General features: G+C 67.8%; 22 protein-coding genes and 4 tRNA genes. 17 read left to right on the top strand and 9 right to left on the bottom strand.

Annotated features, from left to right (window positions below):
* Positions 1 to 34: 34 nt before the first annotated feature.
* The 4 genes from AB0L97_RS00130 to AB0L97_RS00115 all read right to left on the bottom strand — a co-directional run bounded on the left by AB0L97_RS00130 (position 35) and on the right by AB0L97_RS00115 (position 6,823).
* Positions 35 to 4,204: a bifunctional nitrate reductase/sulfite reductase flavoprotein subunit alpha gene (locus AB0L97_RS00130; RefSeq protein ID WP_364424262.1), complete on the bottom strand. Its 4,170-nt coding sequence runs from the start codon at positions 4,202 to 4,204 to the stop codon at positions 35 to 37.
* 114 nt (positions 4,205 to 4,318) lie between these two features.
* On the bottom strand, positions 4,319 to 5,023 hold the full coding sequence (locus tag AB0L97_RS00125) for a demethylmenaquinone methyltransferase (RefSeq protein ID WP_355072019.1): 705 nt from the start codon (positions 5,021 to 5,023) through the stop codon (positions 4,319 to 4,321).
* A gap of 74 nt (positions 5,024 to 5,097) precedes the next feature.
* Positions 5,098 to 6,240 (bottom strand): glycosyltransferase family 1 protein, encoded by a 1,143-nt coding sequence (locus AB0L97_RS00120; RefSeq protein ID WP_355072021.1) that lies wholly within the window; start codon positions 6,238 to 6,240, stop codon positions 5,098 to 5,100.
* Between the two features lie 109 nt (positions 6,241 to 6,349).
* A complete protein-coding gene (locus tag AB0L97_RS00115) occupies positions 6,350 to 6,823 on the bottom strand; it encodes a DUF3592 domain-containing protein (RefSeq protein WP_355072023.1) in 474 nt (157 codons plus the stop codon).
* 39 nt (positions 6,824 to 6,862) lie between these two features.
* On the opposite strand from AB0L97_RS00115, the gene AB0L97_RS00110 reads away from it, so the two are divergent.
* The gene (locus tag AB0L97_RS00110; protein ID WP_355072025.1) at positions 6,863 to 7,369 is read left to right on the top strand and encodes a DUF2505 domain-containing protein; all 507 of its coding nucleotides are present in this window, start codon (positions 6,863 to 6,865) and stop codon (positions 7,367 to 7,369) included.
* 43 nt (positions 7,370 to 7,412) lie between these two features.
* Here the strand turns inward: AB0L97_RS00110 and AB0L97_RS00105 are convergent, their stop codons facing one another.
* The 3 genes from AB0L97_RS00105 to AB0L97_RS00095 are packed head-to-tail and all read right to left on the bottom strand — an operon-like array spanning position 7,413 to position 9,622.
* Positions 7,413 to 7,850 (bottom strand): VOC family protein, encoded by a 438-nt coding sequence (locus AB0L97_RS00105; protein WP_067810448.1) that lies wholly within the window; start codon positions 7,848 to 7,850, stop codon positions 7,413 to 7,415.
* Positions 7,851 to 7,908: 58 nt separating this feature from the next.
* Positions 7,909 to 8,337, bottom strand: a complete 429-nt coding sequence (locus tag AB0L97_RS00100) for an AraC family transcriptional regulator (protein ID WP_364424258.1) — start codon at positions 8,335 to 8,337, stop codon at positions 7,909 to 7,911.
* A 16-nt stretch (positions 8,338 to 8,353) separates the two neighbouring features.
* On the bottom strand, positions 8,354 to 9,622 hold the full coding sequence (locus AB0L97_RS00095) for a geranylgeranyl reductase family protein (RefSeq protein WP_364424256.1): 1,269 nt from the start codon (positions 9,620 to 9,622) through the stop codon (positions 8,354 to 8,356).
* Between the two features lie 223 nt (positions 9,623 to 9,845).
* Here AB0L97_RS00095 and AB0L97_RS00090 point away from each other — a divergent pair, with 223 nt between their 5' ends.
* Positions 9,846 to 10,886, top strand: coding sequence for a polyprenyl synthetase family protein (locus AB0L97_RS00090; protein WP_355072144.1), 1,041 nt, complete (start codon positions 9,846 to 9,848; stop codon positions 10,884 to 10,886).
* Between the two features lie 158 nt (positions 10,887 to 11,044).
* Positions 11,045 to 11,926, top strand: a complete 882-nt coding sequence (gene htpX, locus AB0L97_RS00085) for a zinc metalloprotease HtpX (RefSeq protein WP_355072031.1) — start codon at positions 11,045 to 11,047, stop codon at positions 11,924 to 11,926.
* Between the two features lie 11 nt (positions 11,927 to 11,937).
* Here htpX and AB0L97_RS00080 read toward each other — a convergent pair whose 3' ends face one another.
* Together AB0L97_RS00080 and AB0L97_RS00075 are read right to left on the bottom strand one after the other, a co-directional pair.
* Positions 11,938 to 12,402, bottom strand: a complete 465-nt coding sequence (locus AB0L97_RS00080; protein WP_364424254.1) for a MarR family winged helix-turn-helix transcriptional regulator — start codon at positions 12,400 to 12,402, stop codon at positions 11,938 to 11,940.
* 69 nt (positions 12,403 to 12,471) lie between these two features.
* On the bottom strand, positions 12,472 to 12,963 hold the full coding sequence (locus AB0L97_RS00075; RefSeq protein ID WP_039802015.1) for a YajQ family cyclic di-GMP-binding protein: 492 nt from the start codon (positions 12,961 to 12,963) through the stop codon (positions 12,472 to 12,474).
* Positions 12,964 to 13,137: 174 nt separating this feature from the next.
* Here AB0L97_RS00075 and AB0L97_RS00070 point away from each other — a divergent pair.
* The 14 genes from AB0L97_RS00070 to AB0L97_RS00005 form a co-directional block, all read left to right on the top strand.
* Positions 13,138 to 13,220: transfer RNA gene (locus AB0L97_RS00070), tRNA-Tyr, on the top strand.
* A 488-nt stretch (positions 13,221 to 13,708) separates the two neighbouring features.
* Positions 13,709 to 13,781 (top strand) — tRNA-Thr (locus AB0L97_RS00065).
* Between the two features lie 77 nt (positions 13,782 to 13,858).
* Positions 13,859 to 13,934, top strand: a tRNA-Met gene (locus AB0L97_RS00060).
* Positions 13,935 to 13,975: 41 nt separating this feature from the next.
* Positions 13,976 to 14,146, top strand: coding sequence for a 50S ribosomal protein L33 (gene rpmG, locus AB0L97_RS00055; RefSeq protein ID WP_011211653.1), 171 nt, complete (start codon positions 13,976 to 13,978; stop codon positions 14,144 to 14,146).
* Positions 14,147 to 14,327: 181 nt separating this feature from the next.
* Entirely contained in the window at positions 14,328 to 15,392 is a 1,065-nt protein-coding gene (locus tag AB0L97_RS00050; RefSeq protein ID WP_356963462.1) for a fused (3R)-hydroxyacyl-ACP dehydratase subunits HadA/HadB, read from the top strand.
* A 222-nt stretch (positions 15,393 to 15,614) separates the two neighbouring features.
* A tRNA-Trp gene (locus AB0L97_RS00045) sits at positions 15,615 to 15,687 on the top strand.
* 108 nt (positions 15,688 to 15,795) lie between these two features.
* On the top strand, positions 15,796 to 16,194 hold the full coding sequence (secE, locus tag AB0L97_RS00040; RefSeq protein ID WP_364424251.1) for a preprotein translocase subunit SecE: 399 nt from the start codon (positions 15,796 to 15,798) through the stop codon (positions 16,192 to 16,194).
* A gap of 90 nt (positions 16,195 to 16,284) precedes the next feature.
* Positions 16,285 to 17,100, top strand: a complete 816-nt coding sequence (nusG, locus tag AB0L97_RS00035; RefSeq protein ID WP_355072038.1) for a transcription termination/antitermination protein NusG — start codon at positions 16,285 to 16,287, stop codon at positions 17,098 to 17,100.
* 97 nt (positions 17,101 to 17,197) lie between these two features.
* The gene (rplK, locus tag AB0L97_RS00030; protein WP_063051596.1) at positions 17,198 to 17,632 is read left to right on the top strand and encodes a 50S ribosomal protein L11; all 435 of its coding nucleotides are present in this window, start codon (positions 17,198 to 17,200) and stop codon (positions 17,630 to 17,632) included.
* Positions 17,633 to 17,711: 79 nt separating this feature from the next.
* Positions 17,712 to 18,425 carry a 50S ribosomal protein L1 gene (gene rplA / locus AB0L97_RS00025; protein ID WP_067810457.1) on the top strand — a complete coding sequence of 238 codons (714 nt, stop codon included), beginning with the start codon at positions 17,712 to 17,714 and terminating at the stop codon, positions 18,423 to 18,425.
* 96 nt (positions 18,426 to 18,521) lie between these two features.
* Positions 18,522 to 19,061: an NAD(P)H-dependent oxidoreductase gene (locus AB0L97_RS00020; RefSeq protein WP_364424247.1), complete on the top strand. Its 540-nt coding sequence runs from the start codon at positions 18,522 to 18,524 to the stop codon at positions 19,059 to 19,061.
* 434 nt (positions 19,062 to 19,495) lie between these two features.
* Entirely contained in the window at positions 19,496 to 20,035 is a 540-nt protein-coding gene (rplJ, locus tag AB0L97_RS00015) for a 50S ribosomal protein L10 (RefSeq protein ID WP_355072042.1), read from the top strand.
* A 58-nt stretch (positions 20,036 to 20,093) separates the two neighbouring features.
* Complete coding sequence (gene rplL, locus AB0L97_RS00010; protein WP_043698929.1) at positions 20,094 to 20,474, top strand: 50S ribosomal protein L7/L12; 381 nt, start codon at positions 20,094 to 20,096, stop codon at positions 20,472 to 20,474.
* Between the two features lie 236 nt (positions 20,475 to 20,710).
* The coding region (locus tag AB0L97_RS00005; protein ID WP_364424244.1) for an ATP-binding cassette domain-containing protein at positions 20,711 to 20,994 on the top strand (284 nt) is incomplete at its 3' end.

The raw sequence follows: 20,994 nt of genomic DNA, 5'->3' as shown, positions 1-20,994 counted from the left end.
GAATCGGGCGCTGTGGGCCCGGCGATACGGTCGGTCAGTACACGTCGCGGACGTAGCGCTTCTCGGCGATGAGTTGCTTCTTGAAGGCCAGTGCGCCGTCCTCGTCGAGTTTGCCGTGGATGCGGGCGATTCGCAGGAGCGCGTCGTCGACGTCCTTGGCCATGCGGCTGGCGTCGCCGCAGACGTAGAAGTGGGCGCCGTCGCGCAGCCAGGACCACAGCTCGGCGCCGTGCTCGATCATGCGGTGCTGCACGTAGATCCGTTCGCGCTGGTCTCGGGAGAAGGCCAGGTCGAGCCGGGTCAGGAAGCCGGAACGGAACATGTCCTCCAGCTCGGTGCGGTAGTAGAAATTGTGCGCCGCGTGCTGATCGCCGAAGAACAGCCAGTTGCGTCCGGTGCAGCCGAGGGCCCTGCGCTCCTGAAGAAATCCGCGGAAGGGGGCGATGCCGGTGCCGGGGCCCACCATGATCATCGGCGCGGTCGGGTCGGCCGGAGGACGGAAATGCGGTGCGCGCTGCAGGAAGATCGGCACCGCCGTGTCGGTGAGGTCGGCGCGATCGGCGAGGAAGGTCGAGCAAACGCCGCCGCGCCGCGCCGCCGAGCCGGTGGCCGCCGGGTCGCCGTAGCGCACGATGCCGACGGTCAGCTCCACTTCATCCGGGCTGACCCGCGGACTCGACGAGATCGAATACTGGCGCGGCTGCAGTTTTTTCAGGGTGCCGAGCCACTCCACCAGATCGGCCCGCACAGGGAAATCGCGCAGCACGTCGACGGCCTGCCGATCCCACAGGTAGTTCGCCAGCTCGTTGCGATTGTCTCGGCGTAGCAGTTTGGCGAGTTTGCCGCTGGCGTTGCGCTCGGCGAGGAAGCCGAGCAGATCCTGACCGACCTTGGTGATGTCGAAGTGCGTGCGCAGCGCATCGGCCAGGGGAACTTCGCGCTCGTCGACTTCCACGACGCGGCGACCGTCCAGCCCGGTGGCGGATAGCCATTCGCTGACCAGAGCGGTGCTGTTCACCGGCCAGACGCCCAGCGAATCGCCCACTTCGTACGCGGCGTCCAAGCCGCGCAGATCGAACGCGAAGCGGCGCACCTCCTTCGGTGATCCCGCGGCGGAGAGCAACTCGTTGCGCACCAGTGCGGCACGCAGCGGCGCGGCCCGGGTGAACGGTGCGGTGCGGGTGCGACCGAGTGCCGGGGCCATGCTCGGCGACTCCACTGTGGCCACCCCGCCGCCACGGGGCGTGGGTCGGCTCGGCGCGGCCGCACCGGTCACCGGCGAATCGGCGGGGTCCTCGGCCGGGCCGTCGCCCAAGGCGGCGAGCACGTCATCGAGCCAGCGCTGTGCCGCGTCTTGGTAGTCGGGTTCACTGTCGACGCGCGGGAGCAATCGGGTCGCGCCCAGTTCGGCGAATTTCTGGTCGAGTTTGCGACCGTAACCGCAGAAGTCGTCATAGGAGGAGTCGCCGAGCGCGAACACGGCGTAACGCACACCGGTCAGCCGCACGACGCTGTCGGCCAGCCGATCCCAGAAATCGGCTCCGTTGTCCGGCGGCCCTCCGTCGCCGAACGTGCTGCTGACCACCAGCACGTCGCCCTGGAGCGCACCCGGATCGCAGGAGTCCAGGTCCGATAGGCGCGGTGTGAATTCGTGCTCGGCGAGATGTGCCGCGACGGCGGCGGCGAACTCTTCGGCGTTGCCGGTCTGCGAGGCCCACAGCACGGTGACCGTGCGGGCGGCGGCGCCCGTGTCCGTCGTGGGCGCCGCACTACGTGAATACATCCCGGCCAGCAGCCCGTCGACCCACAGCCTGGTGTGCGCGGACATCGGCGCCGTCTCCGGAAGCACCGGCTGACCGGTCACCGGAAGCGCTTGCAGCGCCGCCAGATAGCCGCTGAGGTAGATCCGCTCGGTCTCGCTGAGCGTGGGGGCGGTGCCGCTGTCGAGGCCGAGCACGGCGGCCAGCGGGTGCGCCGCCTGAGCCGCGGGCAGCGCGGCGGGAGCCTGCGGCCGCGGCACGGAAGCCACCCGGCGTAGCGCCACCGCGCAGGCCTTGAACTCCGGTTGCAGCGAGGCCGGATCGACCGCGTCGTTGGTGACCGCGTTGATGGTCAGGTATTCGCCTTGCTCGTCGTTCCAGTGGAACGGCACGAAGCAGTCGCCCTGCCGCACCCGGTCGCTGACCTGCACCGGCAGCACCGCACGGCCACGGCGGGAGGCGATCTCGAGCTGGTCGCCCGTGCGCAGACCGAGCCGCTCGGCGTCGGCCGGATGCACCTCGACGAACGGCGTGCCGTTCAGCTTGGTCAGTTTGTCGATCTTGCCGGTCTTGGTCATCGTGTGCCACTGATGTTGCAGGCGACCGGTGTTCAGCAGGAACGGGTAGTCGTCGTCGGGCATCTCCTCCGGCAGCAGGTGTGGCCGGGGCCAGAACACCGCGCGGCGGCTCGGCGTGGCGAAGGCCAGCCGGGGCCGATGGCCGTTCTCGTCGATGAACAGCGTCTGGCTGACGCCGTCGTTGACGTAACGGATCGGGTTGCGCCTGCGGTCCGGCTCCGGGCACGGCCACTGCATCGGCCCTTCGCGCAGCGCCGCATAGGTCACGCCGCGCAGGTCGTAGCCGGTGGCGGGATTCGCGAACCGCTTGATCTCGTCGAACACCTCGGCGCTGGAGGCGAAGTCGAAGCCGGGGAATCCCATGGCGGTGGCGACGTCGGCGATGATCCGCCAGTCCGGCCGCGCGTCGCCGATGGGCGGGACCGACTGCTGCAGCAGGGTGAGGTTGCGTTCGGAATTCACCATCACCGCGTCGGCTTCCGCCCACAGCGTGGCGGGGAGCAGCAGGTCGGCGTAGGCGTTGGTCGCGGTCTCGGTGTAGGCGTCCTGGGCGATCACCAGTTCGGCCGCCTCCAACCCCGCGATCACGGTCTTCCGGTTCGACACCGTGGCGACGGGGTTGGTGCAGATGATCCAGGCCGCTTTGATCGTTCCTTCGGCCAGTTCACGGAACATCTCCACCGTGCCGGGCCCGGCTTCGGTGCGCAGGGTGCCGGGCGCCAGTTCCCACGCGGTCTCCACGAACGTGCGGTCCTCGGCGGAGAGCAGGCTGCGCTGGCCGGGCAGGCCGGGGCCCATGTACCCCATCTCGCGCCCGCCCATCGCGTTCGGCTGCCCGGTGAGCGAGAACGGCCCGCTGCCGGGACGGCAGATCGCGCCGGTGGCCAGGTGCAGGTTGCACAGCGCGTTGGTGTTCCAGGTGCCGTGTGTGGACTGGTTGAGTCCCATCGTCCACAGCGACATCCACTCGCCCGCCGCGCCGATCCATTCGGCCGCGGTCCGGATGTCGGCCTCGGCCAGTCCGGTGATCTCCGCCACGCGCTCCGGCGGATAGTCGGCCAGGAACTCCGGCATCGCGTCCCAGCCCTCGGTGTGCTCGGCGATGAACTCCGCGTCGATGTGGCCGCCTGCGACCAGCAGGTGCAGCAACCCGTTGAGCAGCGCGAGATCCGTGCCGGGCGCGATCTGCAGGAACAGGTCGGCGCGCGCGGCGGTCTCGGTGCGGCGCGGGTCGACCACGATGAGCTTCGCGCCCGTCTTCAGGCGATCGGCCATCCGCAGAAAAAGGATGGGGTGGCAGTCGGCCATGTTCGCGCCGATGACGAAGAACAGGTCCGCGTGCTCGAAGTCGTCGTAGGAGCCGGGCGGCCCGTCCGCGCCGAGCGACTGCTTGTACCCGGTGCCCGCGCTGGCCATGCACAGCCGCGAGTTCGCCTCGATGTGCACCGTGCGCAGATAACCCTTGGCGAGTTTGGTCGCGAGGTACTGCGCCTCCAGCGACATCTGCCCGGAGACATACAGCGCGATCGCGTCCGGACCGTGTTCGTCGAGAATCGCGCGCAACCGAGTGGCCGCCTCGTGGACGGCCTCGTCGACGGGGAACGGCACCGGAACCTGGCCGCGCTCGAAGCGCCGGTAGGCGGTCTCCATCCGTCCGGGAGTGCGCATCAACTCCGCGTGGGTCGCCCCTTTGGTGCACAGCCTGCCGGCGTTCGCCGGATGCAGTTTGTCACCGCTGACCTTGGCGATCACCGGCTTGCCCGCGCCGTCGGCGGCGGTCGACACCGTTATCCCGCAGCCGACGCCGCAGTACGAGCACGCCGTTCGGGCGGTGCCGTCGCCGCGGCCGGTCACTGGATCGGTCATGTCTCCGATCATGCGGACCGCCGATTGCGCCGGATTTACCTCGCGTTATCGCCAGGTGACATTCCTCCTCACCGCTCCCGGATCGATCGGTGAGGTGTGATCCAGATCTCCGGCTCAGTCCAGCTTGTAGGCGCGGTGCAGGGCAACCACGCCCCCGGTGAGGTTGCGCCACTTCACCGACGACCACCCGTTCGCCGCGATCCGCATCGCCAGCCTGCGCTGATTGGGCCACTCCGTGATCGATTCGGCCAGGTAGACGTAGGCTTCGGGATTACTGCTGACCACGCGCGCCACCTTGGGCAGCGCTTTCATCAGGTACTCCAGGTACACCGTGCGGAACACCGGCAGCACCGGCGCGGAGAACTCGCACACCACCAGCCTGCCGCCGGGCTTGGTGACCCGCAGCATCTCGCGCAGGGCGAGGTCGGTGTCGGCCACGTTGCGCAGCCCGAAGGAGATGGTCACCGCGTCGAAGGAGTCGTCGGCGAACGGCAGCGCCATCGCGTCGGCCGCCACCATCGGCACGTCGCGGAACCGGCCCGCGCTGAGCATGCCCTTGGAGAAGTCGGCTGCGAGGCACCACGCGCCGGATTTCTGCAATTCCAGGGTGGATACACCGGTGCCCGCCGCGAGGTCGAGCAGCCGCTCGCCCGGCCGTGCCGCCAGCGCCTTGCGGGTCGCCCAGCGCCAATAGCGATCCTGTCCGGCGGAGATCACCGTGTTGGTCAGGTCGTAGCGCCGGGCGACGCCATCGAACATCGCCGCGACTTCGCGCGGCTGCTTGTCCAACGAGGCCCGGTTCGATTGCGTTTTCGGCACGGGAAGACCCTAACTCGCGGTCTGTTACGAACCGAGCGCGGCGCGTGGATACCTCCGTCACGCTTCGGCCGGGTTCATGCCGTATGCGGCAACCGAATCCGCGCGCCGGTCACTTCCGTGTAGTGGCCCATCAACTCGGTGCAGATGGCGGGCCAAGTCCGCGACAGCACCGACTTCCGCGCCGCCCCGGCGAACCGGGTCCGCAGCTCCGGATCGTGCAGCGCCCCGACAGCGCTGGGCAGCAACTCGCCGAACCGGTCCACCGGAAGCAGATAGCCGTTGCGGCAGTGGGCGATCAGGTCGCGGGGACCGCCCGCGTCGGGACCGATCACCGGGACACCGGAGGCCAGCGCCTCCTGCACGCCCTGGCAGAACGTCTCGTGTTCGCCCGCGTGCACCATGACGTCCAGACTGGCGTACGCCCGCGCCAGCTCGCCGCCGCCGAGTTCGCCGGTGAACACCGCGGTCGGCATCAGCCGGGCCAGCCGCTGACGCTCCGGCCCGTCGCCGACGATCACCAGCTGGATGTCCGGGTCGGCGGCCAGCACCGCGAGTCGCTCGACGTGCTTCTCCGGTGCGAGTCGCCCCACGAAGCCCACCAGCAGGCGGTCCCGGCCCGCGAGCCAGGCGTCCCGTAGTTCGGCGGAGCGGGCGCTCGGCGTGAACCGCGCGATGTCGACGCCGCGCCCCCACCGGTGCACGCGCGGGATGCCGTGCCTGGCCAGGTCCTCGGCGGCGGCCCGGGACGGGGCGAGCGTGCGGGTGGCGCCCTCGTGGATGCGCCGGGTCCAGCCCCAGGCGGCACGGCTCGCCAGCCCGAGCCCGTAACTCTTGGCGAAGCCGGCCACGTCGGTCTGATACACCGCGACAGTGGGCAGATCCAGCCGCAATGCCGCGCCGAGGCCGCCGGCGCCGAGCAGGAACGGAGAGGCCAGGTGAACCACCTCGGCGTCGAAGTCCTCGATGGCCGAGACGATGCCCGGCTGGGGCAGCCCGACCGGCAGCGAACTGACCTTCGGGACCATGACCGCGGGTACCCGGTGGACCGGGAAACGCTCGTAGTGGCGCGGTGCGGCGGGCTGTCCGCGGGGGGTGTCCGGCGCGATGATCAGCGCTTCGTGCCCGTTCCGGTCCAGGTGGTCGAGCACCCGCAGCACCGAGTTGACGACACCGTTCATGTTCGGCAGGAACGACTCCGCGACGATCGCTACACGCACGCTCCCAGCGTGACCGCTACACCGCGCCACGCCGCCACGCCGAAGTGAAGCGCACGGAAAGATCCGGCGAACTATCGGAACCCCGACCGCTTTCCCGGTGACGCGGATCTCAGGCCTGCGGAGCGGGCCTGACCACCGGCGCGGGACCGCGCCTACCCGCGCGGAAAAGCAACCACAGCGCGGGCAGCGCGAGCAGCCACACCACGACGATCACCGACAACGCGGGCGGAACGGCGACGCGCACGTCACGGCCCTCCACCCGCACCAGGTCCGGGTCGCTGCGGCGGTACTCCACACGAATCCGCTCGCCCGCGGTCAAGTTGGTCGGATAGAGCACGCCGACCTTCGGATTGTGTGTCTCGCCGTCCGGTGTGACGTACATGACCGCCGAGCGCAGCCGTCCCGCCGAGAGCACCTCGGCCGTGGTGCTGCCCTTGTCCGAGCTGATCAGATAATCGTTGCGCCACGCGGCCAGCACCAGCAGCCCGACGAGCACGCTCACCGCCGTCGCGGCGATCAACACGCCGATCCTGGCCCGTCGCAGGCGGATCGGCCGCCTGGTGAACTGGCTGGTTTCCGACACCGCCACAGGCTACCGATCGGCTCGGCTACGGTGGCGGCCATGTCCCGAAAATTCAGCTTCACCGTGCCGTACACAGTCCCGGTCGAAGATCTCCACCGGGCACTCATCACCGACGACGTCTGGCGGTCCCGCTTCGCCGAGGCGGAGACGGCGACAGTCGACCTGTCGCATCCCGACGGCGCGGGCACCATTCGCATCCATATGACCGAGAAGGCTCCCGAGGACAAGGTGCCAGCGCTGGTCCGCAAGGTGCTCAGGAGCGAACTCACCTTCTCCCGCACCGACAACTGGCAGCCGCTGGTCGGCGAGGTCGCCAAAGGCACCTTCGAGGTCTCCACCGGCGGCATCAACACCGCGATGTCGGGGTCCTACGAGATCCGTTCCACCGCGGAAGGTTCCGAGATCGAGGTCGTCGGCACCGTGCGGGTGAAGGTTCTCGTGGTCGGCGGCGCGATCGAGCCACTCGCCGAGCAGTTGCTCCACCGAGTGCTGAAGGGCGAGCGCAAAAGCATCGAGGACTGGCTGTCCGCCGAGTCGACCGCGTGAGCGCCCGCGTTGCCCCAGCGCGCCGGGGCAACGCCGTCGCGGCCTAGGCGAAGTCCTGCGGCGAGAACTCCTTCGGCTCCACCAGGACCAGCCAGTTTCCCGAATTGTCCCGGATGATCGCCTCGGTCCCGTAGGGCCGTTCGGCGGGCGGCTGCACGAACTCCACCCCTTTGGCGGTGAGTTCCTCGAAGGTCTTCTGGCAGTTCTCGGTCCGCAGGCCGAGCGAGCCGTGCGTGCCGTTGGCCAGCGCCCGCCGGACGGCGTCGGCGTAGTTCTCGTCCAGCGGCGGGCCGGGAAGCATCAGCGTGATCTCCAGCTCGGGGTGCGCGGGATGCGCGACGGTGACCCAGCGGAAACCGTTGTCGCCCATCGTGACATCGCTGGTCTCGACGAAGCCGAGCTTGTCGACGTACCACTCTTTCGCGGCGGTTTGGTCCGTCACGTACACCGTCACCAGGGAAACGTTCGTAATCGTCGTCATGCGGTCCACGCTATGGCGGGCGCGGGGCCACCGGCTTCTCCGAAATTGCGCCGTTCGGTCAGCATGGCGGCTCGCGGTCGGAGAGCCCGTGCATGAAAACGAAACAGCCGGGGATACGCGGAGCGCCGTCGGCGAACTTCGCCTGGTATTCCGACGGCGTGACCCCGACCAACTGCCGGAACTTGCTGCTGAACGAGCCGAGGCTGCTGTAGCCGACCAGCATGCACACCTCGGTGACCGTCAGATTGGTCGAGCGCAGCAGGTCCTGGGCGCGTTCGATGCGCCGCTCGGCCAGGTACACGGCGGGGGTGCGGCCGTAGACCGCGGCGAACGCGCGCAGGAAGTGGTATTTCGACACCCCGGCGGCCGCCGCCAGTTCCTCCAGATGCAGCGGGTCGGCGTAATGGCGGTCCGCGAGGTCCCTGGCCCGGCGCAGATGCGGGAGCAGATACAGCGCGGGCAAGCCGCGCGCTCGTTGTCCGCCCATCGCGCCGCCCTCGTCCCTAAGCGAACGGCGGACGCTCGTCGAAGCGCAGCGATGCCCGGCCCGCCATCCGCCACGCCCGCGCGGTCAGGTCGACGTCCTCGTCGGTCACCAGATTGCCCATCACCCGGACCGCGGTGCGCTGCAAGTACTTCGACCGCATCACCGGAGGACCGCCCAGCGGCACCATGCGCGGGTGCGTGGCCAGGCCCGCGATCCGCCGGGCGACCGAGAACGTGCGTCCGTAGCGGGCGCGCAGGGTCTGCGGCCAGATCGCGGTGAAGTCGGGCTCGTCCAGCAGGCCGGCCAGCATGTGGCCGCCCTCCAAGCCGTAATCGATGCCTTCGCCGTTCAGCGGGTTCACACACCCCGCCGCGTCGCCGATCAGCACCCAGTTGCGCCCCGCGACGTTCGAGACCGCCCCGCCCATCGGCAGCAGGGCCGAGGCGACCGCGCGCAGCGAGCCCTCGAATTGCCATTCCTCGGTGCGCAGCGCGGTGTAGTGCGCCAAGAGCGGCTTCAACGCGATGTGCGAGGGGCGACGTTCCGTGGCCAGCGACCCCACACCGATGTTCACCTCGCCATTGCCGAGCGGGAACACCCAGCCGTAGCCGGGAACCAGTTCGCCGGAGGCGTCGCGCAACTCCAGATGCGAGGTGATCCACTGGTCGTCGCTGCGGCCGGACTTGATGTAGGCCCGCGCGGCGGTGCCGTAGGCGTACTGCCGATGCCAGACGCGGCCGAGCAGCCGCCCGATCGGCGAACGCACCCCGTCGGCGACCACCAGCGTCCGGCAGGCGATGGTGCGCGTGCCGCCCGCCGTACGCACCGTCACACCCGTGACCCGGTCACCCTCCCGGGTGACATCCATTACCTTCGTCCCGTCCACCATGCGCGCGCCCGACTTCACCGCCGTCTCGCGCAACTTGTCGTCGAGTTCGGTTCGGGGAACCGCGCTTCCGTACGTGGGGAAGGAACCGCCCGGCCAGTTCAGCAGCGCTTCGCGGCCGAAGCCGGACATCCGGAGGCCGTGGTTGACGACGTGCGCGCGCACCCACTCGCCAAGCCCCAGCTGCTCCAATTCGGCGGTCGCACGCGGGGTGAGCCCGTCACCGCAGGTCTTGTCCCTGGGAAAAACGGCGGAATCGACGAGCACTACGTCGCGTCCGGCCCGCGCCGCCCAGGCCGCCGACGCCGATCCGGCCGGGCCCGCGCCGACGACCAGCACCTCGGCCCGGCTGGGCAACGCGTCCTCGTCGGGCGCGGGACTCGCTTCCGGTGAACCCATGCGGTCCATACTCGCAGGGCCGTCTCGCCGATGTCGACGGCGGTCGCGCTCGCGTCGTGGACGGTCACCATCGAGGCGGTGCGGCAGTGGACGATCCGCCACAGAGTGACGGTGTTCATGGGCCATCCGGCGGGGACACGCTAGGTTCTCTACCGTGGGGTCGGACGCATCGCTGGGAGAAGGAATGAGCACATCGGCCATGAGCGAGCGCAGCGAGCGAATCATGGACACGGCGCACGGCGGGCACAGCGAAGCCGGGAGCGACGCGGGCACGGTCGTGGCCGGGGTCGATCTCGGTGACGTCGGGCTGGCCGACACCGTGCGCAACGGCTTGGCGGACGTGGAGAGACTCCTCGTCGACGAGCTGTCCGACGGCGCGGAATTCCTCCAGGAGGCGGCGCTGCACCTGGCCAAGGCCGGCGGCAAGCGATTCCGTCCGCTCTTCACCATCCTCACCGGACAGCTCGGCCCGCGCCCCGCCGATCCCGCTCTGGTCACCGCGGGCACCGTCGTCGAACTCGTGCACCTGGCGACGCTGTACCACGACGACGTGATGGACGAGGCCCCGATGCGCCGCGGCGCGCCGAGCGTCAACTCGCGGTGGGGGAACAACATCGCGATCCTCGCGGGCGACTACTTGTTCGCGCACGCGTCCCGGCTCACCTCCACCCTCGGTCCCGACGCGGTGCGCATCATCGCCGAGACCTTCGCCGAACTCGTCACCGGTCAGATGCGCGAGACCATGGGCGCCCGCGAATCCCAGGACCCCGTCGAGCACTATCTGCGCGTGGTGTGGGAGAAGACCGGTTCGCTCATCGCCGCCGCAGGCCGCTTCGGCGGCACCTTCTCGGGTGCGGATGCCGAGCACGTCGAGCGACTGGCCCGCCTCGGCGACGCGGTCGGCACCGCCTTCCAGATCTCCGACGACATCATCGACATCTCCTCCGCCTCCGAGCAGTCCGGCAAGACCCCTGGCACCGACCTGCGTGAAGGTGTGCACACGCTGCCGGTGCTGTACGCGCTGCGCGAGGAGGGCGTCGACGGCGACCGGCTGCGCAAGCTGCTCGCGCGTCCGCTGGAGACCGACGACGAGGTGAAAGAGGCGCTCGACCTGCTCGCCGACTCCCGCGGCATGGCGCTGGCCAAGGAGAAGCTCCAGGGCTACGCCGACCTCGCCTACGCCGAGCTGTCCGCCCTGCCCGGCGGCCCCGCGAACGACGCGCTGGAGCGGCTGGTCCGCTACACCATCGAACGCGTGGGTTGAGTGGTCCGCCGCTCATGAGCCGGGGCGCATGTCGGCGAGGATTGATTTCCGCCGGCTGATTTCGGCTGGGCGCGGATTCATCGGAACTTTGCCTGGAGCTTCTATCGTTTATCTGCTGTAAGGCGACTCGGTGAACGGGGGAGCGGCAAGGGAGACGTATGCACGGGCACGGGTTTGCGAACGGGCTGAAGACCTTCGGGCTGATGGTGGGCCTGTCGGCCCTGATCGTGTTCATCGGCGCGCTGTTCCGCAACCCGACGATCCTCGTCGTCGCGATCCTGCTCGCGGTGGGCATGAACGCCTACGCGTACTTCAACAGCGACAAGATCGCGTTGCGGGCCATGCACGCGCAGCCGGTCAGCGAGCTGGAGGCGCCGGTCATGTACCGGATCGTGCGCGAGCTGGCCACCATCGCGCGCCAGCCGATGCCGCGGCTGTACATCAGCCCCACGAACGCGCCCAACGCCTTCGCCACCGGACGCAATCCGCGCCATGCCGCGGTGTGCTGCACCAGCGGCATCCTGCAACTTCTCGACGAGCGGGAATTGCGGGCCGTGCTCGGCCACGAACTGTCGCACGTCTACAACCGCGACATCCTCATCTCCTCGATCGCGGGTGCGCTCGCCGCCGTCATCTCCGGCCTGGCCAACCTGGCCGTCTACGCGTCCATGTTCGGCGGCAACCGCAACGGCGAGGGGCCGAACGTGCTGGCCGTGCTGCTGGTGTCGTTGCTCGGCCCGATCGCGGCCACGCTGATCAAGCTGGCCGTCTCCCGCTCGCGCGAATTCCAGGCCGACCAATCCGGCGCCGAACTGACCGGCGACCCGCTGGCCCTCGCCTCCGCACTGCGGAAGATCGAACGCGGCGTCCACACCGCCCCACTACCGCCCGAACCGAGGCTGGCGTCGCAGTCGCATCTGATGATCGCCAACCCGTTCCGTCCGGGTGAGCGGGTCGCCCGCTGGTTCACCACGCACCCGCCGATGAACGAGCGCATCGCCCGGCTGGAGGAGATGGCGGGCGGTCCCCGCCGGTACTGAGCCCGGCGGCCTCAGTCGTCCGAGGCCAGTTGGTCTTCGTAAGCGCGGAACGTATCGACGAACAACTTCCGCTGGTCCGCCGTGAGCGGCTCGAGCACCGTACGCCAGGCGCGAGCGCTGCGTCCCAGCCATTTGTGCACGGATCGCTCGTGCGCCGATGCGATGGCGACGATGGTGCGTCTGCGGTCGTCCGGGTCGGTGCCGCGTTCGAGCACACCCTGCTTGCTGAGTTCGCCGACCATGAGACTCACCGTCGTCGGCGCCACCTCCAGCCGGGCGGCCAGATCCGTCACCGTGGTCGGGCCGTCGAACACCAGGTTGGCCAGCAACGACAGGTGCCGCGGCGCCAGCGAGAAGGATTCCAGCTCCGGGGGAACGCCCAACTTCTTGGCCCGTCCGACCACGCGCGGCATGAGCAGCAACAACGTGCGGATGCCCTCGTCCACGCCGAGTCCGGCCCGCTCCTCGGTCGACATGCAGTCCCCTCTAGCACCCTCGTGGACACGCTGAACGCGACCGACCCGGCCGCGCTGCGGACCCGGCGCTCAGCGGTAGTTGACGAACTGCAGCGCGATCCCGAAATCCTCGCCCTTCAGCAGGGCGATGACGGCCTGCAGATCGTCGCGCTTCTTGCTGCTCACGCGCAGCTCGTCGCCCTGGATCTGCGCCTTCACGCCCTTGGGGCCCTCGTCCCTGATCTTCTTGGAGATCTTCTTCGCGTGCTCGGAGTCGATGCCCTGCACCAGCGAACCGGTGATCTTGTAGACCTTGCCGGAGGAGACCGGCTCACCCGCGTCGAACGCCTTCAGCGAGATGTCGCGGCGGATCAGCTTCTCCTTGAACACCTCCAGCGCGGCCTTGACGCGCTCCTCCGCCTCCGCGGTGAGGACGATCTTGTCCTCGCCGGACCATTCGATCGACGCGCCGGTGCCGCGGAAGTCGTAGCGGGTGTTGAGCTCCTTCTCCGCCTGATGCAGGGCGTTGTCGACCTCCTGCCGGTCGACCTTGCTCACAACATCGAAAGACGAATCAGCCACGCTGCGCTCCTGTTCTGATGGTCCGACGGGTGAGTTGAACCGGACGCTTCCAGCCCCCGTCAGTTCTACCCGGAGACCCGAGGGTAGTCGCGTCGCACGGCCGATAGCCAGCCGGTTTGCATTCAGGGTGCGGGTTCGATGTATTCTGCTCAGCGCGCGAAACAATGCGCGAAAGGCAGGTTGCCCGAGCGGCCAATGGGAGCAGACTGTAAATCTGTCGGTGAAAGCCTACGTAGGTTCGAATCCTACACCTGCCACTCCGCTCACTAGGCGAGCCCTGTACGCAGAAAGCGCGTACAGGGCTCGCTTCGTAATGTCTTGTGGGGGTGCAACCCCCACGCCCCGCCCGGCGGGGCTTCGCCCCCCGGGACCCCCTTCCAGTGGTTGCATTGGTCACACGCGTTTCGTTTGATTCTGGGATTGCCGGATTGGCGTCGGTCACGGGTGTTCGGGTGCCCGTGTGTGCCGATCGGCCGATCTCATACGCCGTGCATTTCGAGGCCGCGCACTCCGAGGTCTGCGTGAACCCGACAGCCCTGCGGGGTCGGTTTGTGCGCTCAACGCGGTCGCGAGCGGCGCCGGCGTGGGTGCGAGCCCTGGCGACGCGTGGAATTCCGTGTCCCCGCGGGTGAAAAATACGTCTCTGACCACACGGTTTGGTGGTGGGAGCGGTGAGTGTGTAACCTCGTTCAAGACTTCACCGCGCTGAGGTCGAGTGTTTGGGGCTCGGTGCGGAAGTAGTCATGCCCCCTTAGCTCAGTCGGCAGAGCGTTTCCATGGTAAGGAAAAGGTCAACGGTTCGATTCCGTTAGGGGGCTCGCCGGATTGCCGGTGGTGACCGACTCGGCATCGCTCCCGATAGTGCGGGCTCGGCACCATGGCAATGCGACGCCGTGGCGGTGTAGCTCAGTCGGTAGAGCAAACGACTCATAATCGTTGTGTCGCCGGTTCAAGTCCGGCCATCGCTACCACAACCGATCAAGCCCATCAGGTACCGGAAAGAAGGCATATCGTGGCCGCGAAGTCCACCGATGTCCGGCCAAAGATCACCTTGGCCTGCGAGCAGTGCAAGCACCGCAACTACATCACCAAGAAGAACCGGCGCAACGATCCGGACCGCCTGGAGCTGAAGAAGTTCTGCCCGAACTGCGGCACGCACCGGGCGCACCGCGAATCCCGCTAGTCATCCACGCGTGAACTACCGCGTGGTGTAGCGCCGGGAGTCGCTCCCGGTATCTCGGGCCGTGGCACCGCGAGGGCCGGACAATTGTCCGGCCCTGACGCATTTCACGGTGTGGGTGCGGTGGTGAGCGCTCCACAGACTCCGGGTGACGGGGTCAGATAGGTACAGTCCTCCCGTGACAATCAACACCGGTACAGACGAAGCGGTCCAGACGAGCGAGGCGCTCGACCCCGCGGCGAACGCCGCGGCGATGGTCGGTCACCACTACCGCGTCGACGACTACTACGAGGTCGGCCGCGAGAAGGTGCGTGAATACGCCCGCGCCGTGCAGGACTACCACCCGGTGCACTGGGACGAGGACGCGGCGCAGGAGTACGGGTACGACAACCTGCTCGCGCCGGTTACCTTCATCTCCCTGGTCGGAATTCTCGCCCAGCGCAAACTGTTCGAAGAGGTCGTCACCGGCTACGACCTCAGCCAGATCATGCAGACCGACCAGATCCTCGAGTTCCATCGCCCGATCAAGGTCGGCGACCAGCTCACCTGCGATGTCCACCTGCACTCGTTCCGGCAGGCATTCGGCGGCGACATCATCGTGACCAAAAATATCGTCACCGCGCAGAACGACGAACTGGTGCTCACCACTTACACCACCCTCGTCGGCCGCAGCGGCGGCGATATCGACCCGAACCTCAACGCCGCCGTCCGAAACGTGCTCATGCACGGCATCGGCGAGGACGCGCCGGGGCATCGTCCGCGCTCGCTCGCGGTGACCCAGGCGCCCGCGCCGGTCGTGCCGCCCGTGGACGGTGTGCGCACCAAGCACGCCATCGGGTTCGAGGACGTCTCGGTGGGTGACGAGCTGCCGACCCGCGTCGTCCGGCTCACCCGCGGCGATCTGGTGAACTACGCGGGCGTCTCCGGTGACGCCAACCCGATCCACTGGAGCGACGAGGTCGTGAAGCTGGTCGGCCTGGAGAACGTGGTCGCGCACGGCATGCTGACCATGGGCCTCGGTGGCGGTTTCGTCACCTCGTGGCTGGGCGACCCGGGCGCGATCAAGGAGTACAACGTCCGCTTCACCAGCCCGGTCTACGTCGGGTCCGACGAGGCCGCCGAAGTCGAGTACACCGGTAAGGTGAAGTCGGTCGATCCGGAGACAAAGACCGCGGTCGTGGCCATCGTCGCGAAGGCGGCGGGGAAGAAGATCTTCGGCCGCGCGACCGCGACGGTGCAGCTGGCCTGACCAGGCACAGCGACCCGGATTGGCTAATGGCGCGGACGGTAACGTACACTCAGGTTTCTGGGGTCGCCAGCCGCTGCGCGCTGCTCTGAGGGGCTGGTTCCAGGCGATCCGCGAGGATTCGCCGACGGGGCCGGCAACTGCCGGAGCGGCGCGCGTGTTGTGTGACACCAGGGCACAACTGAATATCGAACAGTGGTTGGACAGTAAACATCGTCCGACCAAAGGGGCGTAGCTCAACTGGCAGAGCAGCGGTCTCCAAAACCGCAGGTTGCAGGTTCAAGTCCTGTCGCCCCTGCCCTGGATGCCAGCGACGAGAGAGGATCGACGTGAGCGAGCGTAGCGAACGAGCCATTGGCACAGCGCGCATCGCGCACGACGGCACCGAGCTCAGCGAGGAGAAGGCGTGAGCGACGAGCGGGACACTCGCCGCGGCGCACATGCCGCCCACGAAGGCGACGACACCGCCGCAGCGACACGGCCGAGCGGAAAGCGGTCCGCGCGGCGGGCCCGTGCCGGGTCTTCGGAGGTCGACACGGGCGCTATCGCCACGCTCGACCGTCCGTCGCGGAAGGCAACCAAGGCGACCGATCGGGCCGAACGCAAGAAGTCGGGTAATCCGTTCAAGCGTTTGCTCAAGTTCCTGCGTGAGGTCATCGCGGAACTGCGCAAGGTGATCTGGCCCAACCGGAAGCAGATGGTCACCTATACGAGCGTTGTTCTGGTGTTCGTGATTTTCATGGTCGCGTTCATCAGCGGGTTGGATCTGGCGTTCATCAAGGGTGTCAACTGGCTGTTCGGCTAGCTGAACGACGCCGACGCCGGTAGCCGATCCCGGGCGGAGACGGGTGGAGTGATTTCGCCGCGCGCCCGGCCCGGCACGCAGAGGATGTACGTGACGACACAGGAAGCGAGTGCCCCAGTGAGCACCCCGGAGAACGACACACACGACAAGTTCCCGGCCGACGACACGGTGGCCGAGTCCACCGACTCCGTCGAGGAGTTCGCGACCGACGAGCCCGCGGTCGAGGAATCGGAGCCCGCTGAGTCCGCCCCTGCCGCCGCCGTCGATGCCGAGCCCGCCGACCCGGTCGCCGAGATGAAGGCGGCGCTGCGGCGCGCTCCCGGCGAGTGGTACGTCATCCACTCCTACGCCGGTTACGAGAACAAGGTGAAGGCCAACCTCGAGACCCGCGTGCAGAACCTGGACCTGGAGGACTACATCTTCCAGGTGGAGGTGCCCACCGAAGAGGTCACCGAGATCAAGAACGGGCAGCGCAAGCACGTCAACCGCAAGGTGCTGCCCGGTTACATCCTGGTCCGCATGGAGCTGAACGACGAGTCGTGGGGCGCGGTGCGCAACACCCCCGGCGTCACGGGTTTCGTCGGCGCCACTTCGCGCCCGTCGCCGCTGTCCATCGATGACGTGGTGAAGTTCCTCGTTCCGGCCGCACAGCAGCAGAAGAAGCCCGCCGCGGCAGCCGCTGCGGCGACTCCCGAGACCGCGGGCGGCGAGATCGCGCCGAAGCCGGTCATCGAGGTCGACTTCGAGGTCGGCGAGTCGGTGACCGTCATGGACGGCCCGTTCGCGACGCTGCCCGCCAGCATCTCCGAGGTGAACGCCGAGCAGCAGAAGCTGAAGGTGCTCGTGTCGATCTTCGGCCGCGAGACCCCGGTCGAGCTGGCGTTCACCCAGGTCGCGAAGATCTAGACCAGCTCTGTCGGCGGCCGGGTGAATCCGGCCCCGGGCGAGGATCGCAACACCAGACTTGCAAAGAGCAAGGGACACCAACACCTAGGAAAGAAAGATGCCCCCCAAGAAGAAGAAGCTCGCCGGGATCATCAAGCTTCAGATCCAGGCCGGCCAGGCGAACCCGGCCCCTCCGGTCGGCCCCGCGCTCGGTCAGCACGGCGTCAACATCATGGAGTTCTGCAAGGCGTACAACGCCGCGACCGAGTCGCAGCGTGGCAACGTCATCCCGGTCGAGATCTCGGTGTACGAGGACCGGTCGTTCGACTTCAAGCTGAAGACCCCGCCCGCCGCCAAGCTGCTGCTCAAGGCCGCCGGCGTGCAGAAGGGCTCGGCGGAGCCGCACCGCAACAAGGTCGCCAAGGTGACCATGGACCAGGTGCGCGAGATCGCCAAGACCAAGCAGGAAGATCTGAACGCCAACGACATCGAGCAGGCGGCCAAGATCATCGCGGGTACCGCGCGTTCGATGGGCATCACCGTCGAGGGCTGAGCGGAACCGCTCCCCGGTGGGAGGGCCGGCCAGGCCCGATAACCACGTCTGAACTATCGATCGAACAGGACAGAGAATCATGGCAAAACGAAGCAAGGCGTACCTCGCCGCGGCCGAGAAGGTCGATCGCACCAAGCTCTACTCCCCGCTGGCCGCCGCGCGCCTGGCGAAGGAGACCGCCACCACCAAGACCGACGCGACCGTCGAGGTCGCCGTGCGTCTCGGTGTGGATCCCCGCAAGGCGGACCAGATGGTCCGCGGCACGGTCAACCTGCCGCACGGCACCGGTAAGACCGCCCGCGTCATCGTGTTCGCCGCGGGCGAGAAGGCCGCCGAGGCCGAGGCCGCGGGCGCCGATGCCGTCGGCGCCGAGGACCTGATCGAGCGGATCCAGGGCGGCTGGCTGGACTTCGACGCCGCGATCGCCACCCCGGACCAGATGGCCAAGGTCGGCCGGATCGCGCGTGTCCTCGGCCCGCGCGGCCTGATGCCGAACCCGAAGACGGGCACGGTCACCACCGATGTGACCAAGGCCGTCAACGACATCAAGGGCGGCAAGATCAACTTCCGTGTCGACAAGCAGGCCAACCTGCACTTCGTCATCGGCAAGGCGTCCTTCGACGACAGCAAGCTGGTGGAGAACTACGGCGCCGCGCTGGACGAGATCCTGCGGGCCAAGCCGTCGACCGCCAAGGGCCGCTACGTCAAGAAGGTGACGGTCTCGACGAACACCGGACCGGGCATCCCGGTGGACCCGAACCGCACCCGCAACCTCTTGGAAGAGGACGCGTAAGCAGCAGCGAGCCGCGGCAACGGCGGGAACGCATTGTGCGTTCCCGCCGTTGCGCGTTCGAGGACTAATCCGCCCGACGGCGTGGTTGGGGTGGATGTGACCGTCGTTCTGTTGATCTCCGGTAGTACTCGCGCCGCCTCCACCAATTCCGCCGCACTACGAACCGTCTCGGCGATCGCCCCGGACGGTGTCGAAACCGTCTGGTACGACGGGCTCGCGGATCTGCCCGCTTTCGCTCCGGACGACGACGGCACCGCTCATCCCGCGGTAGTCGCGCTCCGCGAACAACTTTCGCGCGCCGACGCCGTGCTGTTCTCCACGCCCGAATACGCGGGCACTTTGCCGGGCAGTTTGAAGAACCTGCTGGACTGGACGGTTGGCGCCGGTGATCTCTACGGCAAGCCGGTCGCTTGGATCACGGTCGCGCCGGAGGGTCGCGGTGACGGCGCGACCGCCACACTGCGCAGCGTGCTGGGTTACGTCGGAGCCGACATCGATCCGGATGCCTGCCGACGACTCCCTGTGCCGCGCGAGGGCGTCGGCCCGGACGGACTGGTCGCCGACCCTGAATTCCGGTCCGGCGCCACGGCCGTGTTGCGCGGTCTCGCGCGGCATGCCGCGACCGCGACTTCGTGAGAAACACCACTCGCCGACGCGGACCGCGGCATCGCATTCCAGGCGGCGCACGGGTGTGCACCGCGGAAAAGTGAGTCGCGGCACAACGATTCGACGGCCGAGTGGTTGCGAGCAGACGTCTGCCGGGGCCCGTTTTGGCAGATGGGAACCCATGCAGGTACATTGGAAGTCAGTTATCGACGAGTTCGATCGCTACCCAATCCGTTCTACCGAAGACCGTTGGTCGCCGATCCCGTATGGGTTCGGTCGAAGGTCCGGCGACATTGCCGGCGGCCCACGCAGGGAGAGCCGAGGCTGGGAATTGATCCGGATACGCACCGGATCGGTTTTCTGTTGCGCCCCGGAACGCTCTGCGTTCGGGGCGTTTGTTTTGTCGCCGGCCCCTGATCGGTAGTTCGCGTATACGAACCGACCAATCAGAGAGGAGGCGAAGTATGGCAAAACCCGAGAAGGTCACCGCGGTCGAGGAGATCGCGGAGCAGTTCAAGAGCTCGACGGCCACCGTCGTCACGGAATACCGTGGCCTGTCGGTCGGCAAGCTCACCGAGCTGCGGCGCGCGCTCGGCGCCGACGCCACGTACTCCGTCGCCAAGAACACCCTGGTCAAGCGTGCCGCCGCCGAGGCGGGCGTGGAAGGTCTCGACGAACTGTTCGTCGGGCCGACCGCGATCACCTTCATCACGGGTGAGCCGGTCAACGCGGCCAAGGCCCTGAAGACCTTCGCGAAGGACAACAAGGCGCTCATCATCAAGGGCGGCTACATGGACGGCGCTCCGCTGTCCGTGTCCGAGGTCGAGCGGATCGCCGACCTGGAAACCCGCGAGGTGCTGCTGGCCAAGCTGGCGGGCGCGCTCAAGGGCAACCTCACCAAGGCCGCCGGTCTGTTCAACGCTCCCGCCTCGCAGGTGGCCCGCCTGGCCGCCGCGCTGCAGGAGAAGAAGCAGGCCGAAGAAGGCGCACCGGCCGCCGAGTAAGACCCGTGCGGCACGACTCGCCCGCATATAGACATCAACTACCGAAAGGAACACAACAATGGCCAACGTTGACGAACTGCTCGAGACCTTCGGCAACATGACCCTGCTCGAGCTGTCGGACTTCGTGAAGAAGTTCGAGGAGAAGTTCGAGGTCACCGCGGCTGCTCCGGTCGCCGTCGCCGCCGTCGGCGGTGCCGCCGCTCCGGCCGAGGCCGCCGAGGAGCAGGACGAGTTCGACGTCGTCCTCGAGGGTGCGGGCGACAAGAAGATCCAGGTCATCAAGGTGGTCCGCGAGATCGTCTCCGGCCTGGGCCTGAAGGAAGCCAAGGACCTGGTCGAGAGCGCCCCGAAGCCGATCCTGGAGAAGGTCGCCAAGGATGCCGCCGAGGCCGCCAAGGCGAAGCTGGAAGAGGCCGGCGCCAAGGTCTCGGTCAAGTAATTCACGACCGAACACGCCGAACGGGCGGTCCCCTTTGGGGATCGCCCGTTCGCGTTTTTGGCAATCCCGCCGCTATCGCCGATACCGAAAGGATTGCGGAGTTACTACGCAGTCAGGTTGGGGTGTGCCCGATCTGTCCCATGAGTTACAGTGACCGAACCCACACGTGACGGACCGCGATGACCGAGCGCGCGGTTCGCCGGTGGGCAGCTCGCTGAGAATTTGTGGAGGTTGGCGTGGGCGTCGAGGTCAGGACCGAGAGTGTGACCAAGTCTTTCGGTTCCCAGCGCATTTGGCAGGACGTGTCGTTGACGTTGCCTTCGGGTGAGGTCAGTGCGTTGCTGGGGCCGTCGGGTACCGGTAAGTCGGTGTTCTTGAAGTCGCTGATCGGTCTGCTGCGCCCGGAACGTGGTTCGATCTTCATTGATGGCACGGATATCACGACGTGTTCGAACAAGGAGCTGTACGAGATCCGGAAGTTGTTCGGCGTGTTGTTCCAGGACGGTGCGTTGTTCGGGTC

The organism is Nocardia sp. NPDC051911 (assembly GCF_040681035.1).
Classification (GTDB): domain Bacteria; phylum Actinomycetota; class Actinomycetes; order Mycobacteriales; family Mycobacteriaceae; genus Nocardia; species Nocardia sichangensis.
This window is presented reverse-complemented; position numbering and strand designations above follow the sequence as displayed.

Bases quoted from the DNA above. Each gene is read 5' to 3' on its own strand.
- AB0L97_RS00080 (WP_364424254.1), bottom strand. From the start codon at position 12,402: ATGTCGACCGAGGAGCGGGCCGGACTCGGCGTGGACGAGGGCATCCGC.
- AB0L97_RS00130 (WP_364424262.1), bottom strand. From the start codon at position 4,204: ATGACCGATCCAGTGACCGGCCGCGGCGACGGCACCGCCCGAACGGCG.
- htpX (WP_355072031.1), top strand. From the start codon at position 11,045: ATGCACGGGCACGGGTTTGCGAACGGGCTGAAGACCTTCGGGCTGATG.
- rplJ (WP_355072042.1), top strand. From the start codon at position 19,496: ATGGCAAAACCCGAGAAGGTCACCGCGGTCGAGGAGATCGCGGAGCAG.
- AB0L97_RS00105 (WP_067810448.1), bottom strand. From the start codon at position 7,850: ATGACGACGATTACGAACGTTTCCCTGGTGACGGTGTACGTGACGGAC.
- rplA (WP_067810457.1), top strand. From the start codon at position 17,712: ATGGCAAAACGAAGCAAGGCGTACCTCGCCGCGGCCGAGAAGGTCGAT.
- AB0L97_RS00090 (WP_355072144.1), top strand. From the start codon at position 9,846: ATGGACACGGCGCACGGCGGGCACAGCGAAGCCGGGAGCGACGCGGGC.
- rplL (WP_043698929.1), top strand. From the start codon at position 20,094: ATGGCCAACGTTGACGAACTGCTCGAGACCTTCGGCAACATGACCCTG.
- AB0L97_RS00095 (WP_364424256.1), bottom strand. From the start codon at position 9,622: ATGGGTTCACCGGAAGCGAGTCCCGCGCCCGACGAGGACGCGTTGCCC.
- AB0L97_RS00110 (WP_355072025.1), top strand. From the start codon at position 6,863: ATGTCCCGAAAATTCAGCTTCACCGTGCCGTACACAGTCCCGGTCGAA.
- rplK (WP_063051596.1), top strand. From the start codon at position 17,198: ATGCCCCCCAAGAAGAAGAAGCTCGCCGGGATCATCAAGCTTCAGATC.
- AB0L97_RS00100 (WP_364424258.1), bottom strand. From the start codon at position 8,337: ATGGGCGGACAACGAGCGCGCGGCTTGCCCGCGCTGTATCTGCTCCCG.